This is a genomic window from Hydrocarboniphaga effusa AP103, assembly GCF_000271305.1.
GTDB classification, from domain to species: domain Bacteria; phylum Pseudomonadota; class Gammaproteobacteria; order Nevskiales; family Nevskiaceae; genus Hydrocarboniphaga; species Hydrocarboniphaga effusa.
Map to the genome: position 1 here is coordinate 70,184 of NZ_AKGD01000003.1, position 17,262 is coordinate 87,445.

A 17,262-nucleotide genomic window follows, 5' to 3' on the forward strand; every position below is an offset into this window, starting at 1 on the left:
TTCCGACCTCGGGAGCGGGCGCTTCAGACCAGCGCGCGAATGCGCTCGACCGAGCCCTTGAGCACCTTGTCGCTGGTGGCGAACGACAGGCGCACGTGGCCCGGCGTGCCGAAGGCCGAACCTGGAACCAGGGCGACGAGGGCCTTCTGCAGCAGCAGGTCGGACAGCTCCAGGTCGTCCTTCACGCCGAGCCTGGCGATCAGGCCCTCGACGTTCGGGAACACGTAGAAGGTGCCGTCGCCCGCGGCGCAGGAGACGCCCGGAATGGTGTTGAGGTCGGCGACGAGGTGGTCGTGGCGCTGCTTGAATGCCTTGACCATCTCGGTCACGCAGCCCTGGTCGCCGTTGAGCGCCGCTTCGGCCGCGACCTGGGCGATCGAGGTCGGGTTGGAGGTGCTCTGCGACTGGATGTCGGCCATCGCGCCGATCAGCTTGGCCGGGCCGCAGGCCCAGCCGATGCGCCAGCCGGTCATCGAATAGGTCTTCGACACGGCGTGGATGATCACCGTGCGGTCGTAGAGGTCCGGGCAGGCGTTGACGATGTTCGCGTAGGGCTCGCCGGTCCAGAGGATCTTCTCGTACATGTCGTCCGAGGCGATCACGATCTGCGGGTGCTTGCGCAGCACCTCGCCGAGCGCCTGCAGTTCGGCCTTGGAATAGGCCATGCCGGAGGGGTTCGACGGCGAGTTCAGCCAGATCATCTTGGTGCGCGGGCTGATCGCGCGCTCGAGCTGCTCCGGCGTGATCTTGAAGCGGGTTTCCTGCGTGGTGTTGATGAACACCGGGGTGGCGTCGGCCAGCAGCACCATGTCCGGGTAGCTGACCCAGTACGGGGCCGGCACGATCACTTCGTCGGTGGCGTTGAGCAGGGCCTGGCAGAGGTTGTAGCAGGCCTGCTTGCCGCCCACGGAGACCACGACCTGGTTCGGCTTGTAGTCCAGCCCGTTGTCGCGCTTCATCTTGGCGATGATCGCGGCCTTCAGGCTCGGCGTGCCGCCGACGGCGGTGTACTTGGTGAAGCCCTTGGCGATGGCGCCGCGAGCGGCTTCCTTGATGTGCTCGGGCGTGTCGAAGTCCGGTTCGCCGGCGCCGAGCGACAGCACGTCCTTGCCGGCCGCCTTGAGTTCATTGGCCTTGGCGGTGACGGCCAGGGTGGGAGAGGGCTTGATGCGGCCCACGCGTTGGGCGAGCGACAGTTCCACGGCGTTTCTCGGTTGCGTCAGGGGGTATGCGATTACGGTTCAGGCCGAATCGAAAATTCGGGCGCGCGATGATACGGCACCTTAGGGAAATTACCCAGACGAGCTGCTAGCCTGCGGCCTCCCAGGACGCCAACCGCACCGCCGACCCGCCGATGAGCCTGCGCAGCCTGCTATCGCCCCAGCCGCGGCTGCGCATTTTCGGCCAGCTGCTGCTGGCGTTTCTGCTCGTGGCCCTGCTGCCGCTGGCCCTGTTCTGGCAGTTCGAGCGCCTGCGCATCACCGAGAGCGGGCAGGCCGCCGCCGAAAGCCAGCTGAGCCTGTTCTCGCAGCGCGTGGTCCAGCAGGTCGACGACTGGACCGCGCTGAACCTGTCGGTCATGAAGCTCGCGGCCGACCAGCCCGGCATGCGCTCCTTCGATGCGGCCGCCCAGCGCCGGGTGATCGCCTCGGTGGAGCCCCGGCTGCCCTGGGCCTACCTGATCCATACCGCCGGGCTCGACGGCAGAAATCTCGCGCGCAGCGACGACGGTCCGCTGTCGAACTACAGCGACCGGCATTACTACGGCGAGATCCTCGCCGGAGCCTCGCAGTCGGTGGAAATCGGCCTGGGCCGGACTTCGCACCGGCCGGCGTTCCTGGTCGCGGTGCCGATCAAGAGGGTCGACGGAAGCCTCGGCGGCCTGCTGATCCAGGCGGCGCAGCTCGACGAGGTGACGCGCGCGGTCAGCTCGGCCGCGCTCGGCAGGACCGGCCACGGCTTCCTGATGACCGCCGAGGGCCGGCTGATCGCCCACGCCGACGAGCAGCTCAACCGCGAGCTCAAGGATTACAGCCGGCACCCGGCCTTCATCGCCGCGCGCGATCACGGTGATGGCCTGCAGCGCTACAGCATCGACGGCGTGGCCCGCATCGCCGACATCCGCCACACGCGGCTCGGCTGGATCGCGGTGGCCGAGCAGGACGAGGCCGAAAGCCGCGCCGTGGTCGACCGCGCCAACCGCAATGCGCTCGCGCTGCTGGGCCTCACGGCCGCGCTCGTGAGCCTGCTGTCGCTGGCGGTGGCGCGCGGCTTCGCGGCGCCGATCGAGCGCGTCACGCGCGTGGCCGAGCAGATCAGCCGCGGCGATCTCGACGTGGAGGTCGAAGCCAGCGCGCGGCGCGACCAGATCGGCGAACTGCAGCGCGCCATGCTCGGCGTGCGCGACACCCTGCGCCGCTTCATCGACAGCCAGGGGCGCATCGCGAGCGCGGTCGCACGCGGGGATTTTTCGCAGCGCGCGGACGAATCGGCGTTCACGCGCGTCTACGCCGACATGGTGCGCCAGCTCAACCAGATGACCGAAACCGCCGATCGCGGTCTCTCCGAATTCGCGCGCGTGCTCGCGGCGGTGGCGCGCGGCGAACTCGACGTGGCGGTGGAAGGCGAGTTCGAAGGCACCTTCGCGCAGTTGCAGCGCGATACGCGCGTGACGGTGGAATCGCTCGCGCACCTGATTGCGCAGCTCGAACTCAATCGCGGCCTGCTGCGCGCCGCGCTCGAACACCTGCCGCAAGGCGTCAGCGTGGTCGACCTCGATCTGCGCCTGATCGCGTGGAACCGGCGCTACGCCGAAATCTTCGACTATCCGCCCGAGCTGCTCGCGGTGGGCACGCCGATCGAATCGCTCATGCGCGTCAACGCCGGGCGCGGACTCATGGGTCGCGGCGATGCGGAGTGGCAGGTGCAGCGGCGCCTGCAGCATCTGCAGAGCGGCAACCAGCACGTCAACGAGCGCGAGCTGCCGGATGGCACGGTGCTGGAGATTCGCGGCAGCGCGCTGCCGGGCATCGGCTACGTCACCTCGTTCTCCGACGTCACCGCGTACAAGCAGACCGAAGCCGAGCTGCGCGCGCTGACCGCGACGCTCGAGCGCCGCGTCGACGCGCGCACGCGCGACCTGGCGAGCGCGACCGCGGCGGCCGAGCGCGCCAATCGCTACAAGACGCGCTTCGTGAGCTCGGCCGTGCACGACCTGCTGCAGCCGCTCAACGCCGCGCGCATGTTCGCCTCGGCCCTGCTCGCGCAGCTGCAAGACGCGCAGGCGCAGCAGCTCGCGCGCAGCATCGACGGCGCGCTCGCCGCGCAGGATCAGATTCTCTCGAGTCTGCTCGATATTTCGCGGCTCGAATCGGGCACGCTCGAAGTGCAACTGCGCGATTTCGTGATCGCGCCGCTGCTCGATGCGCTCGCGCGCGAATTCGGCGTGCTCGCGCAGGCGCGCGGCCTGATGCTGCGGGCGCGCAGTTCGAAGGCGATCGTGCGCAGCGATCCGATCCTGCTGCGCCGCATCCTGCAGAACTTTTTGTCGAACGCGCTGCGCTACACGCCGCGCGGTCGCATCGTGTTCGGCTGCCGTCGCGTGCCGGGCGCCTTGCGCATCGAAGTCTGGGACACCGGGCCGGGCATTCCGCAGCACCAGCAGCAGCTGATCTTCGAAGAATTCCGCCGTCTCGATCCGGGCCCGGACGTGCACGAGCGCGGATCGGGGCTCGGGCTTGCGATCGTCGATCGCATCGCCAGGCGGCTCGAACACCCGATCACGCTGCGCTCGCAGCCCGGACGCGGCAGCGTGTTCGCGGTGAGCGTGCCGCTCGGCGATGCGAGCCGCGTCGAGGCCGAGCCTGGCGATGCGCCGCTCGTGAAGCACGACGACGACAGCGCCTCGCTGCGCGATCGGCTGATCTGGTACATCGATGACGATGCGCACGTACGCGAGGCCAATCGCAGCTTGCTGCGGGCCTGGGGTTGCCGCGTGCAGCTGTTCGACGGCCCGGCCCAGGCGCTCGCGCAGGCCAATGCGCAAGACGTGCCCGAGCTGCTGCTGCTCGACAACCGGCTCGGCGAAACGCGGGGCCCCGATCTGCTGCCCGCGCTGGTCGAGCGCTGGCAGGCACAGCCGCCGGTGATCCTCGTCACCGCCGATGCCGATCCGGCCTTGCGCAGCGCGGCGCGCGAAGCGGGTTGGGGCTTTCTGGCGAAGCCGGTCAAGGCGCCCGCCTTGCGTGCCTTGATGACGCGTTTGCTGAGCTTGCGCGGCTTCGATCGCTGAACCGCGGTGGCTTGCGGCCGCAGGCCTATAACTCCCTGCGAATCCCGGCGAAAACCCGGGCCTGGCGCGCCTACGTAGAACTACTAACTCCATCGGGTTATTTCGCCTGCGGCGACGCACGGTGATGATGCGCCAACCCGAAAACGGTGCGGCGCCCAGACGCTTGCGCCGACTTTTGAGAAGACGATTCCAGCTCGATCGCACAGCTCCGTTTAGCGGGGCGGGGCGAAGCCTTGCCGGAGCAAATCGCAGCACAACATTGCGAGGAGAGCCGCATGATGCCGTCGATGAAAAGCGCCTTGCACGGTGTCGCCGCCGTGGCCTGCGTGAGCGCGTCCGGCGCGATGGCGCAGACCGATCCCGCCGATTCCACCGTCGCTCGTGTCGAGAAGCAGCCGTACACGCCGGCCGCTCCGGCCAAGACCAGTTATCCGGCCGCGGCCGCCGGCTATGGGGCGACCGCCAACGGCTACAACCCGGCGCGCTGGGTGGAGGACTGGAGCCGCATGCGCGATCCGCAGCAGCGGCGCGATTTTCTCGACCGGCTCAAGTACCTGCCGCTCGGCAGCGACGAGGTGTACCTGACGCTGTCGGGCGAACTGCGCGGGCGCATCAACTACACCGAGCATCTGCAGCTCAGCGGCGATGCGCAGCGCCAGGACATCTATCGAATCTTCGGCGGTGCCGACCTGCATCTGGGCAAGCACGTGCGGCTCTATGGCGAGCTCGCGCGCGGTGTGATCGAAGGCCGGAACATCGGCACGCCGTCGGGTTCTTTTCGCAACGACCTGTTTGTGCAGCAGCGTTTCATCGACGTCAACGACCGTTTCGCCGGGCTGGATTTCGGCCTGCGCTACGGACGCCAGATCTTCATCGACGGCCCGAACCTGCTGGTCGCCTCGCGGGACAACAACACCCTGCTGTTCACCGTCAACGGAACGCGCGCCTGGCTCAGCAGCGGTCATCTGCGCGCCGATTTCTTCGACTTCGATTTCAACAAGCTCGGCAACGAAGGCACGCACGACGACGAGATCGATCGCGATCGTCGCTTCTCGGGCGTGACCACCGGTACCTGCCTGCCCACGACCTGGTTCGGCTCATCGAAGCTCTATCTCGAACCGTTCCTGTGGCGTCAACGCCAGCGCGCCGTGGCCTGGGGCGACAGCCGGCAGCGCGAGGAGCGCTATTACGGCGGCACGCGGCTGTGGGGCGATGTCGGCGCGCTCGCGATCGACTGGACCGTCGATCATCAGTGGGGCGATTACGGCGATCGCGAGATCGACGCCTGGCAGCTTCTGTTCGCGCAGAGCTGGAGACTCGGCCGCGATGCGGGCGCTCCGCGCATCGGCGCGCACTTCGATTACGCGAGCGGCGGCGCCTACGAGGGCGGCACGCTCGGCAACGCGGGCACGCCCTACGGCAACAACATCTACTACGCCTACGGCCTGTTCCTGACGCCGACCAACCTGATCGCGTTCGCGCCGAACTTCAGCTTCGCGCCGCTGCCGGACCTGCGCCTGACGCTCGAATATCAAATGACCTGGCGCGAGGACACGGACGACGCCATCTACCGATCGAACGGCACCGCCTACGCGGGCACGCCGGGCTCCGGCGGCAGCAAGACCGGTGACGTCGCGCGCCTGCAGGCGGTCTGGACGATCACGCCGCGGCTTTCGATGACCCTGCGGCTGGAGCACCTCTCGGCCGATGGCGGCCTGCGCGACAACGGCTACCGCAGCTCGGATTTCGCCGCGGCGCTGGTCAACTACCGGTTCTGAGTCCGGGCGGCGCGAGCCTTGCCGGCCCGGGCCGCCCGAAAGCGTCCGCCTACTGCCGCAGGCCCAGTTCGAAGCTCGGCTGGGCCGCCGCCGTCGTGCCCGGAACGAATCCATACAGTCCCGCGCCCTGCAGCAGATACCCGGTGAACGCGCCGGTGGCCTGGGCGACGCCGGACACCGGGCTGTCGTAGCTGAGCGTCGCCGCCGCGCCGTTGCGGTTCAGGCTGGTGCCCGACCAGGTCGCGGTGCCATTGATGCCGTCGCTGTCGACACTCGTGTAACTGCCGTCCGCATCGCCCGCGACGAGCGCGCTCTGCGCGGTGTACAGCAACAGGCCGTAGCGGCTCGCCGATTCGCGGATCAGCTGCAGCGGAACCGCCGTGCTGCCAACCATTCCGATGATCATCGAGCCGCTCAGCGTGCCGCCTGTGGTCACCGCGCCGCCGCTGGCCGGCGTGGTGTAGACATCGAAGGCCGCGTGCGCGCCGTTGTAGCTCAGATAGCCTTTCGCGGTCTGCGCGCAGGCGGCGTCGTAGACCATGAAGCCGCCGTTGGCGGCGTCCTGGCAGAGCTGGAAGGTGCCGGCGTTGCGGATGCGGCCGGAGCCGCCGTAGCTCGATTCGACACTGCCGGCGGTTTGCGCGCCGATGGTGTTGAAAATCGCGGCGATGTCGTTGAAGCGTGTCGGATCGGCGCTGTTCTCGAACTGGCTCGCGAACGCGATCATCGGCACGAAGCCGCTGCCCACGACCTCGCGCACGCCGCCGTGCACGACACCGTTGGCGCCGATCGTGAAGACCGCGCCGGATTCGTCACTCGCGTACGTGCAGCCGTCGAGTGCGACGAGCGTGCCGGCGAGTTCGGTGCCGGCGCTGCGTTGCAGGCTCGCATCGACGCGCAGCGTGTAGGCCAGCGTGGAAGGATTCAGCGTGAGGCTCAGCTCTTCGCCGAGCGTATCGCCGCCCTTGTAGGTCGTGCTTTGCGGGGGCAGCCGGCTGCACGCGCCTGGGGTGCCGCCGCCGCCGTCGCCACCACCGCCCTCGTCGGCGGGCTTGTCGCGATCGATGCAACCGGGCAGGGCGAGCGCGGCCATCACGGTGAACGCGAACGGTCGTGCGAAGGAGCGGCGAAGCTGCGTTTGCATGGAATTCATCTGCATGGGATTCGTCCTTGTCGTCATGGCGCGTGCAGGCTCAGAACACGACCTGGGCACGGAAGCCGAAGGAGTTGCCGGCGTCGAAGCCCCGATAGCTGCCGACGCGGTTGTCGGTGGTCCAGTTGACGTAGTTGAACATCAGGCGCGACCAGTCGTTGATGTACCAGTTGAGCCCGACCGTATCGCTGCGGCCATCGCCGCCGTTGGGCGCGTCGCGGAAGTCGTAGCGATCGAAGCGCACCGCGATTTCCCAGGCGCCCCAGCCGCCCGAGGTCACCGGGCTCAGCACGCGCGTCGAACCCCAGATGCCCGAGCGGGTCGAGAACCCGGGCTTCTCGCCGGTGATGAGCCAGCCGGCCGAGATCGAGGTGGCGGTGCGCTCGACCACGTCGATGCTGTCGGAATCGATGCGCCGCTTGGTGTATTCGCCGAAGCTCCAGAAATTGCGGAACACGCCACCGACTTCGTAGCCCCAGGCTTCGTCGCGCGTCGGATCGGCGATCGCGCCGGAGGACACGCGCAGGTTGTCGTTGAAGCTCTGGCCGATGCGCGGCGCATTGTTGATCGTCGCGACGTCGTCGCCGAGCGTCTCGTAGTAATACCAGCTGCCGAGGTGCACGAAGCCCTGCCGCGCCTTGATCGGGTTGACGTGCCCACGGATCGAATAGGTGATCGAATCGCTGGCCGTGCCTTCGTTGTCGACACCGTCGCCGGTGATGCTCGCGCCGAGGTGCCAGTTGTTGCCGAAGGTGCGCACGTAGCCGCCGAGTCCGAAGTAGCCGTTGTACGCGGCGCCGACGGCGGCCACCGCGTTGCGCTCCATGAACGGCTCGCGCGCGAGCATGCCGGAGCCTTCGATGCTGCGATCGCGCAGGCGGTTGCCGAGGTAGTACTCGGTCGGCAGGCCGAACAGCGTGGTGTCGTACGACAGGTAGGCTTCGCGCACGCCGGCGGCGTTGTCGGCGAAGGTGACGTCGAGCTTGTAGCCGAGCTTGCCGATGGTGCCTTCGGCGCCGAGGCGCAGGTCGGTGGCTTCGGTGCCGTAGATGTTGCGCGCATCGAAGCGTGAACCGTCGGTGCCGGACCAGTCGAGGCTCAGGCGGCCGCGTGGCTTGAACGTGAAGTAGCCGTCGGCGCTGCGGAACACCGGCGCTCCGCGCCAGCGCAGGTTGCCGGAGCCGCCGCCACCGTTGCCGCCGCCGGCGTTCCCCAGCGCGGACAGCTGCGCGAGCTGGGCTTCGAGCAGGCCTTGCTGGGTGTCGGCGATGGCGGCGCGGACTTGCATGGACTTGTCCGTTGCATTGCCCGTTGCATTGTCCGGAGCCGGACCGGCGGCCTGCTGCGATTGCGCGTCGCCGATCGTTTCATCGGCCGTTGCGGTCGCGGTGGTCGCGGCGGTGGGTGATGCCGGTTGCTGGCCTTCGAGCGTGGCCAGGCGTTGCTCGAGCTTCTTGATCAGCTCGGCCTGCTGCTTGAGCAGTTGCAGCAGTTCGGCGTTGCTCGCCGAATCCTGTGCGGCGGCGATGCCGGCGTTGAGCAGCAGCGGGCTGCCGACGGCCGTGGCTAGCACGGCCATGCGTAGACGATTCATGGCGTTTCTCGAAAAGAAAAAGGGAGCGCGAGCGCGCGACAGTTCAGACGTCGCTGTCTTCGGCGTGATCGTCCGGGTCTTCGGCGCGATCGTCCGCACGGTTGGCGGCGGGCGCTCGCGGTGCGTGCTGGATCATCGACGGTGGCAGGATGGGCCGCTGGTCGAGCAGGCGATGCTGGCGCGCCCACAGCGCGAACAGTCGCGGCCATGAAGCGGCGAGCGTTCCGGGCCGCCCGAGCGTCCAGCCGTGGCCGCCGTTTTCGAACACGTGCAGTTCGGCGGCGACGCCGTGCTCGCGCAGCGCGGAGAACATCAGCAGGCTGTGTCCGACCTTGGCGATCGGATCGTCGGCCGCATGCACGATGAAGGTCGGCGGTGTGGCCTTGGTGACGTGTTTCTCGGCCGAATAGGCTTCGACCGCATCTTTCTGCGTGCCGAGTTCGCGGCGCGTACGCGTGGTGTCGTACGGAGGCTGCAGCGACACCACCGGATAGATCAGCGCCGAGAAATCCGGGCGCGACGAGACCTTGTCGGCCTCGTCGACGGCCTGATAGAAATCGGTGTCGAAGCGGGTTTCGGCGATCGCCGCGAGATGGCCGCCCGCGGAGAGGCCGAGCACGCCGATGCGCTGCGGATCGATGCCGTGATCGGCCGCGTGGCTGCGCAGCAGGCGCAGCGCGCGTTGGGCATCCTGGAACGGCGCTTCGGCCTTCCAGCCGTCGACCGGCAGGCGGTAGTAGAGAATCACCGGCGTGATGCCCATCGCGGCGAGCCATTCGGCCACCGGACGGCTTTCGTTGGCGATCTGGATGCGGAAGTAGCCGCCACCGCCGAGGATCAGGACCGCGGTGCCGTTGGGCTGCGCGGGCCTGATGATTTCCATGCGCGGCCGGCTGATGTTGGACACCGCGCCGATGCCGTTGCCGTCCTGGCCGAGTCGTTCAGGTCCGCGAACCGGGTTGTCCGTCAATGCGCCTTGCGGCCACAGATCGACCACGCTCGGTCCCGCATGGCCAGCGCTCGCCTGCTGCGCCTGCGCCGGAGCCGCGAGCAGCAGCCACCACAGCGCGCACAGCGCCATTCCTCGAATCGTCATCGGTGCTTCTCCTCCACAGGGTGTCGTCGCGATCGGGTGAGCGCTCTCACCGTCCGCCCGTCCTGCGCGATTCGAAAGCGGGGCTTTCGTCGTGCGATGGCGGGTCGATCGCCTGTGCACTTGTACCGCAGGTGTTTCAGGACACCAATAACCCGATGGTGTTAGTGGCCTGCGCCATCGTCCGCAAAGTCACCGATCACTCAGGCAGCGTCGCAGCGTCGTCTCCGCCCTCGGCCTGCAGCGCTTTGACGAGCACTGCGGCCTGGGTGCGGCTATGGCATTCGAGCTTACGCAGAATTGCGGTGACGTGGACCTTGACGGTGTTCTCGGCGAGTCCGAGTTCGTGCGCGATCTGCTTGTTGAGCAGGCCGTCAGCCATGCACATGAGAACGCGGAACTGCTGGGGCGTGAGCTGCGCGAGGCGGGCGGCGAGCTGCGCGTCCTCTTCGCTGCGCTCGGCCTTTTGCGCGGGGAACCAGGCGCCGCCGTCCATGACGGCCTGCACGGCCTCGCGGATCACCGCGACCGGGGACGATTTGGGCACGAAGCCTGCTGCACCGAACTGCTGCGCGCGCCGGATGGTGCGCGGATGATCGTTGGACGAGATGACCACGACCGGCACTTCGGGCCGTTCGCCGCGCAGGAAGACCAGCGAAGAAAAGCCGTTGGCGCCCGGCATGCTGAGGTCGAGCAGCACGAGATCGAGCGTGTCCTGCTCGCGCACCATCGCTTCGAGCGTGCTGAAGCTCGAGGCTTCCAGCGTACGGCATCCCGGCAGCGAGGCCTGCAGAGCCAGTACGATCGCATCGCGGAACAGCGGGTGATCGTCGGCGACGATGATCTGGAGCGCGTCGGGCATGAGCTGCCTGGGGTTTTGAGCGGTCGCCGGAGTTTCTCACGAGCCGGCCCGCGCGTAGTTCCAATTGGTTATGGGCAGCGCGCGGGCGGGCTGACAAAGTCGCTTTATCGGAAGAATTCGAGTCGAGACATGCAAGAGCATTCGAAGAAGGGGTCGGGGTCGCGGTTCTACCTGCTGGTGCTGGCGGCGATCGTGCTTGGCGCCTGCATCGGCCATTTCGCTCCGGACGTCGGCGTGGCGCTCAAGCCGCTCGGCGATGGTTTCATCGCGCTCGTCAAGATGCTGATCGCGCCGGTGATCTTTTTGACCGTGGTGCTCGGTATCGCGGGTGTTTCGGACGTGAAGAAGGTCGGCCGCGTCGGCGCCAAGGCGATCCTCTATTTCGAAGTGGTGTCGACCTTCGCACTCGCCATCGGCCTGCTCGTGGTGAACCTGCTCAAGCCCGGGGCGGGCTTCAACGCGGACCCGGCGACGCTCGATGCGGGCGCGGTCGCCAAGTATGCGCAGGCGGCGCACGAGCAGGGCACCGTGCAGTTTCTGCTGCACATCATCCCCAAGACCTTCACCGACGCGTTCACGGGCGGGGGCGACCTGCTGCAGGTGCTGCTGCTCGCGGTCATGTTCGGCTTCGCGATGATGGCGATCGGCGACAAGGCCAAGCCGGTCATGACGTTCTTCGAAGCGGCCTCGCAGATCTTCTTCCGCATGATCGGCATGGTCATGAAGCTAGCCCCGATCGGGGCGGGCGGCGCGATGGCCTTCACGATCGGCAAGTACGGCATCGACAGCCTCGGCCCGCTCATGAAGCTCATGGGCAGCTTCTACCTGACCTGCGCGCTGTTCGTGCTGATCGTGCTCGGCACGATCGCCAGGTTCACGGGTTTTTCGATCCTCAAGTTCCTGGCCTACATCCGCGAGGAACTGCTGCTCGTGCTCGGCACCTCGTCGTCGGAGTCGGCGCTGGTTCCGCTGATGCAGAAGCTCGAACGCCTGGGCTGCTCCAAGGGCGTGGTCGGTCTCGTCGTGCCGAGCGGTTATTCGTTCAACCTCGACGGCACCAACATCTACCTGACGATGGCCGCGATCTTCGTCGCCCAGGCGCTCAACGTGGAACTCACGCTGACGCAGGAGATCACCCTGCTCGCGGTGGCGATGCTGACCTCGAAGGGCGCCTCGGGCGTGACCGGCGCGGGCTTCATCACGCTCGCGGCGACGCTGGCCGTGGTGCCTTCGGTGCCGGTCGCGGGCCTGGCGCTGATTCTCGGCGTCGATCGCTTCATGAGCGAGGCTCGCGCGATCACCAACATCATCGGCAACGGCGTGGCGACCATCGTCGTCGCCAACTGGGAAAAGGAGCTCGACAAGGGCGCGCTGCATCGCGAACTCGCGGCCGGCCCGGCGTCGACCGTCGAAACCCTGAACGAGGCGCAGACCTCGGCCTGATCCGGACCCGAAACTGAACGCGATCGGCGAAATATTGCGTAGCGCCGCGCATTGAAAAACCGGCGGTCCGGGCGCATCGTGAGGGGATGAAAGAAGCCCCCAGAGACGAACTCAAGGACCGCCGGCTCAAGCATCGTCGCGAGGAGATGTTTGGCCTCGCGGCGGACTGGGCACCCGCGGGCGACCAGCCCACCGCCATCGCCTCGATGGTCGACAACCTCGAAGCCGGCGTCGCCCACCAGACCCTGCTCGGCGTGACCGGCTCGGGCAAGACCTTCAGCATCGCCAACGTGATCTCGAAGGTGCAGCGTCCGTGCCTGGTCATGGCCCCCAACAAGACGCTCGCGGCGCAGCTCTACGGCGAGTTCAAGGAGTTCTTCCCGAACAACTCGGTCGAGTACTTCGTCAGCTACTACGACTACTACCAGCCCGAGGCCTACGTGCCGAGCACCGACACCTTCATCGAGAAGGACAGCTCGGTGAACGACCACATCGAGCAGATGCGGCTGTCGGCGACCAAGGCGCTGATGGAGCGTCGCGATGCGATCATCGTCTGCTCGGTCTCGGCGATCTACGGTCTGGGCGATCCCGAGAGTTATTTCAAGATGGTGCTGCACCTGGTCAAGGGCGATCGCATCAGCCAGCGCGATCTGATCCGCACGCTCACGACGATGCAGTACACGCGCAACGAAATGTCGCTGGACCGCAGTACCTACCGCGTGCGCGGCGATGTCATCGACATCCATCCGGCCGAATCCGACGCCGAGGCCGTGCGCGTGGAGCTGTTCGACGACGAGATCGAGAGCATCAGCCTGTTCGATCCGCTGACCGGCGAAGTGCGCCAGCGCGTGCCGCGCTACACCATCTACCCGAAGAGCCACTATGTGACCCCACGCGAGCGCGTGGTCGCGATGTTCGACGACATCAAGAACGAGCTGCGCGACCGCCTCGAATACTTCCGCGCCAACGGCAAGCTGCTCGAAGCGCAGCGGCTCGAGCAGCGTACGCAGTTCGACCTGGAGATGATCCAGGAACTCGGCTACTGCAACGGCATCGAAAACTACTCGCGCTACCTGTCGGGCCGCGGTATCGGCGAGCCGCCGCCTTGCCTGTTCGATTACCTGCCGCCCGACGCGGTGGTGGTGCTCGACGAATCGCACGTCACGGTTCCGCAGATCGGCGCGATGTACAAGGGGGACCGGGCGCGCAAGGAAACGCTGGTCGAATACGGCTTTCGCCTGCCGAGCGCGATGGACAATCGCCCGCTCAAGTTCGAAGAGTGGGAGCGCCTGGTTTCGCAGGTGATCTACGTCTCGGCAACGCCGGGGCCTTACGAACTCCAGCATTCGGGATCGGCGATCGTCGAGCAGGTGGTGCGGCCGACGGGCCTGGTCGATCCGCCCGTCGAGATTCGTCCGGCGCGCAGCCAGGTCGATGACGTGCTCGGCGAGATCCGCATCCGCGTCGAGCGCAAGGAGCGCGTGCTGATCACCGTGCTGACCAAGCGCATGGCCGAGGACCTCACCGACTACCTGCACGAGAACGGCGTGAAGGTGCGCTACATGCATAGCGACGTCGATACCGTGGAACGCGCCGAAATCATTCGCGACCTGCGCCTCGGCGTGTTCGATGTGCTCGTCGGCATCAACCTGTTGCGTGAAGGTCTCGATCTGCCCGAAGTCTCGCTGGTCGCCGTGCTCGATGCCGACAAGGAAGGCTTCCTGCGCAGCGAGCGCTCGCTGATCCAGACCATCGGCCGCGCCGCGCGCAACCTCAACGGCCGCGCCATTCTGTACGCGGATTCGATCACCGGTTCGATGCGCAAGGCGCTCGACGAAACCGATCGCCGCCGCACCAAGCAGCAGGAATACAACACCGCGCACGGCATCACCCCCAAGGGTGTGCAGAAGCGCATCGCCGATGTCATGCGCCTGGGCTACGAGGACGGCGTCGCCGACATCAAGGCGCTCAAGGCGGCCGAGACCAAGAAGGCCTACGAGTCACTGGCCTCGCCGGAACTCGTCGGCAAGCGGATCGCCAAGCTCGAAAAGGAGATGAAAGCCGCGGCGACCAATCTCGAGTTCGAGAAGGCCGCCAAGCTGCGCGACGAAATCCGCAGGCTGCGCGAGGCCGCGCTGGTCAGCCCGATCTAGTTGCGAAGCTGCGTATGAAGATCGCCGTGATGGGCGCGGGCGCGGTTGGCTGCTACTTCGGCGCCCTGCTGGCGCGCGCCGGGCACGAGGTCGTGCTGATCGGACGGCCTGCGCTGGTCGACAAAGTGCGTCGCGACGGCCTGTGGCTGGAATCGGCCGCTTACACCGGCGCCGTGTCCTTGCAGGCCGACACCGACGCCGCAGCGGTCGGCACAGCGCAGCTCGTGCTGTTCTGCGTGAAATCGGGCGACACGCAAAGCGCGGGCGAGGCGATCGCCCCGCATCTTTCAAACGACGCGTTCGTGCTGAGTCTGCAGAACGGCGTCGACAACGCGCAGCGCCTGTCCGCCGTGCTCGGGCGCGAAGCCGTTGCCGCGGTCGTCTATGTTGCGACCGCGATGGCCGGCGACGCGCATGTCGTGCATCACGGGCGTGGTGAATTGCTGATCGGCGCGTCCCGGCACAGCGCCGGGATCGCGACGCTGCTCACGCAGGCCGCGATCCCGACGCAGGTTTCCGGGCGCGTCGTCGAAGCACTCTGGAACAAGCTCGTCGTCAACTGCGCCTGGAATGCCTTGTCCGCGATTTCGCGGCAGCCTTACGGCCGCCTGCTCGAAAGCGAAGGTGTGATACCCCTGATGCGCCAGGTCTTCGACGAATGTCTCGCGGTCGCGGGCGCCTCGGGCATCCCGCTCGGCGAGCCGCTGTGGAAGGCCGTGCTCGACATCGGCATGAGCATGCCCGGCCAGCACTCGTCGACTGCCCAGGATCTCACGCGCGGCAAGCGCAGCGAGATCGATCACTTGAACGGCCACGTCGTGCGCCTCGGCAAAATCCACGGCATCCCCACGCCCGTCAACGCCACGCTGCATCGGCTCGTGAAGCTGCTCGAGGAGGAGCGCGACGGGCGCTGAGAGCGACGCTCAATGCGTGCGCGCAGGCTGTTGCGCGATGCCCGCCAGCCTGCGAGCCGGCAGCGGTCGCGCGCCGAATACCGATGACTGCGGCGCCGGCAGCATCGGATCGCGGCCTTCGGCTTCGCGCGGGGGGACGCAGATCAGCAGGCAGGGCGAATCGGCAAGCTTGCTGTTGAACGAAGCCTGCATCAGGCGCTTGCGCATCACCGCGCCGCGATCGACCACCAGGATGCTCGCCTGCGTGCGTTTGAGCAGTTTCCTGAGCACGCTTTCGGGTTCGCCGGTACCGATATGCAGACGTATCGGCAGCTCGTTCCCGAGCTGCGATGCGATGTCGGCGAGGCGCTGGCCCGCCACCGATTCGGACAGCGGACGATCCGAATACAGCGCCTCGATCAGCATGCCCTCGCTGACTTCGGGCAGGGCATGCATCAGGTGCAGTTCGGCACCGCGGCGCTGTGCGAGCGCGGCGGCTTCGCGCACGTGATCGAGCCGGGTTTCCTGGCCCGAAATCCAGCAGGCGACGTGGCCGCCGGTGCTCGGCGGCTCCGGAATCCGATCGGTGTGCGGCAAGGTGAGCATCGGCGTGATCACATCGTGCAGCACTTTCGCGCGCAGCGAGGAATGCAGCGGACGCGGCAGGCTCGAGCGCGTGCTCGGCGGCATCACCAGCAGCGAATTGGGCTGGCTGCGGCAGTATTCGGCGATGGCTTCGGCCGGCTTGCCGCTGCGCAACACGCGCTCGCTGTTCGGATAATGCGCGGCTTCGGCGAAGAACGAATCGAGCGAGCGCTTGGCCTGCAAATGCGTTCCGGCCGCGTGCACGTGCAGCAGCGTGAGCTTGGCCTGCAGCGAGTCGACCCACTGCGCGACGAGCGGAATCGCGGCGTGGCAGGCCTCGGAGAAATTGGTCGCGAAGACGAGCTGGCGCGGGAAGGGATGCTGATGCAGGGCCGAGTTGAGCGTGGTCATGTCGTTCTCCTTAGCGGGTAGGTCAGTAGACGAAACCGTCGATGGCGGTCACTTCGGGCAGCGCCTGGCGCTGGTTGATCATTTCGCGCAGCGTCAGTTCGATGCCGCGCGAGAGGGCGGTCATGGGGGTGTCGTTGACGGTGTTCTCGAACGGGTCCTCGATCGCGCCGCTCGAAGCGTCGAGCGCGATCAGAATGAAGCTGATCAGCGTCGAAGCCACCGGCGTGACCAGGCCCATGCCGGCGACCAGGCCAAGCGGCACCAGCCAGCAGAACGCGTCGACGAGCACGCTCGGCAGGAAGCTGAACTGGCGCGGCAGCGGCGTGTTCTTGATGCGCTCGCAGGCGCCCTGGATGTTCGCGAGCGTGGTCAGGCTGCCGTCGAGCGCGGTCCAGCGCAGGCTGTCGATCATTCCGCGCACGCGCGCTTCCTGCAGCAGCTCGCCGATGCGCAAGGTCAGCACGTTCGGAATGTTCTTGTAGAGACGCAGCGCATCGGCGCGCTCGGGACCGAGCAGGCCGTAGAGCTCGGGCAGCGGATTCTGCTTGCGCAGGTGGCAGCGCAGCGCATGCACGAAGGCCACCTGGTGGATCACGATGTCGTCGCGCAGTTTCTTCTGCTCGCCATCGTGCGGATCGACGTCGAGCGCCGTGAGCGCCTGGCGGGCGAGGGCGCGCGAGGTGTTCACGAGCGAGCCCCAGAGCTGGCGAGCCTCCCACCAGCGCCCGTAGGCCGCGTTCGCGCGAAACGCCAGGAAGATCGCGAGCGCCGAGCCGAGCGTGCCGATCGGCAGCGCGTCGAGCGACAGCCATTTCCAGTCCCGGAACACGTAGAGCCCGGCAACCGCGCAATCGAAGGCGAGCAGCACGAGCAGGCGCTTGTAGGTGCGGGGCCACAGACGTTTCAGCGGGAAGCTGTCACGCAGGATCATCGATCGGAACTCCAAGTCGGTGAGGCATTAACCTGGCTCCATTACATCGGTGCGGCGGTGGCTTGTCTGCCTATC

12 protein-coding genes are annotated in these 17,262 nt (G+C 67.2%); 5 read left to right on the forward strand and 7 right to left on the reverse strand.

Going from position 1 to position 17,262, the window contains the following annotated elements:
* Positions 1-23 precede the first annotated feature (23 nt).
* Positions 24-1,202: a pyridoxal phosphate-dependent aminotransferase gene (locus tag WQQ_RS16855; protein ID WP_007186446.1), complete on the reverse strand. Its 1,179-nt coding sequence runs from the start codon at positions 1,200-1,202 to the stop codon at positions 24-26.
* A 152-nt stretch (positions 1,203-1,354) separates the two neighbouring features.
* Between WQQ_RS16855 and WQQ_RS23215 the strand changes: the two genes are divergently transcribed.
* Complete coding sequence (locus WQQ_RS23215; RefSeq protein WP_007186447.1) at positions 1,355-4,291, forward strand: PAS-domain containing protein; 2,937 nt, start codon at positions 1,355-1,357, stop codon at positions 4,289-4,291.
* Between the two features lie 275 nt (positions 4,292-4,566).
* Positions 4,567-6,069, forward strand: coding sequence for an alginate export family protein (locus tag WQQ_RS16865; protein ID WP_007186448.1), 1,503 nt, complete (start codon positions 4,567-4,569; stop codon positions 6,067-6,069).
* A 49-nt stretch (positions 6,070-6,118) separates the two neighbouring features.
* Here the strand turns inward: WQQ_RS16865 and WQQ_RS16870 are convergent, their stop codons facing one another.
* The 4 genes from WQQ_RS16870 to WQQ_RS16885 all read right to left on the reverse strand — a co-directional run bounded on the left by WQQ_RS16870 (position 6,119) and on the right by WQQ_RS16885 (position 10,771).
* A complete protein-coding gene (locus WQQ_RS16870; RefSeq protein WP_007186449.1) occupies positions 6,119-7,228 on the reverse strand; it encodes a hypothetical protein in 1,110 nt (369 codons plus the stop codon).
* Positions 7,229-7,262: 34 nt separating this feature from the next.
* The gene (locus WQQ_RS16875) at positions 7,263-8,816 is read right to left on the reverse strand and encodes an OprO/OprP family phosphate-selective porin (protein ID WP_040454763.1); all 1,554 of its coding nucleotides are present in this window, start codon (positions 8,814-8,816) and stop codon (positions 7,263-7,265) included.
* A gap of 43 nt (positions 8,817-8,859) precedes the next feature.
* A complete protein-coding gene (locus WQQ_RS16880; RefSeq protein WP_007186451.1) occupies positions 8,860-9,912 on the reverse strand; it encodes an alpha/beta hydrolase in 1,053 nt (350 codons plus the stop codon).
* A 196-nt stretch (positions 9,913-10,108) separates the two neighbouring features.
* Positions 10,109-10,771 (reverse strand): response regulator, encoded by a 663-nt coding sequence (locus tag WQQ_RS16885; protein ID WP_007186452.1) that lies wholly within the window; start codon positions 10,769-10,771, stop codon positions 10,109-10,111.
* Positions 10,772-10,900: 129 nt separating this feature from the next.
* On the opposite strand from WQQ_RS16885, the gene WQQ_RS16890 reads away from it, so the two are divergent.
* The 3 genes from WQQ_RS16890 to WQQ_RS16900 all read left to right on the forward strand — a co-directional run bounded on the left by WQQ_RS16890 (position 10,901) and on the right by WQQ_RS16900 (position 15,281).
* Complete coding sequence (locus WQQ_RS16890) at positions 10,901-12,214, forward strand: dicarboxylate/amino acid:cation symporter (RefSeq protein WP_007186453.1); 1,314 nt, start codon at positions 10,901-10,903, stop codon at positions 12,212-12,214.
* 146 nt (positions 12,215-12,360) lie between these two features.
* The gene (gene uvrB, locus WQQ_RS16895) at positions 12,361-14,367 is read left to right on the forward strand and encodes an excinuclease ABC subunit UvrB (RefSeq protein ID WP_040454939.1); all 2,007 of its coding nucleotides are present in this window, start codon (positions 12,361-12,363) and stop codon (positions 14,365-14,367) included.
* A gap of 14 nt (positions 14,368-14,381) precedes the next feature.
* Complete coding sequence (locus tag WQQ_RS16900) at positions 14,382-15,281, forward strand: ketopantoate reductase family protein (protein WP_007186455.1); 900 nt, start codon at positions 14,382-14,384, stop codon at positions 15,279-15,281.
* 9 nt (positions 15,282-15,290) lie between these two features.
* On the opposite strand, the gene WQQ_RS16905 is transcribed toward WQQ_RS16900, so the two are convergent.
* A complete protein-coding gene (locus tag WQQ_RS16905) occupies positions 15,291-16,256 on the reverse strand; it encodes a universal stress protein (protein WP_007186456.1) in 966 nt (321 codons plus the stop codon).
* Positions 16,257-16,278: 22 nt separating this feature from the next.
* Entirely contained in the window at positions 16,279-17,187 is a 909-nt protein-coding gene (locus WQQ_RS16910; RefSeq protein ID WP_007186457.1) for a bestrophin family protein, read from the reverse strand.
* Between the last annotated feature and the right edge of the window lie 75 nt (positions 17,188-17,262).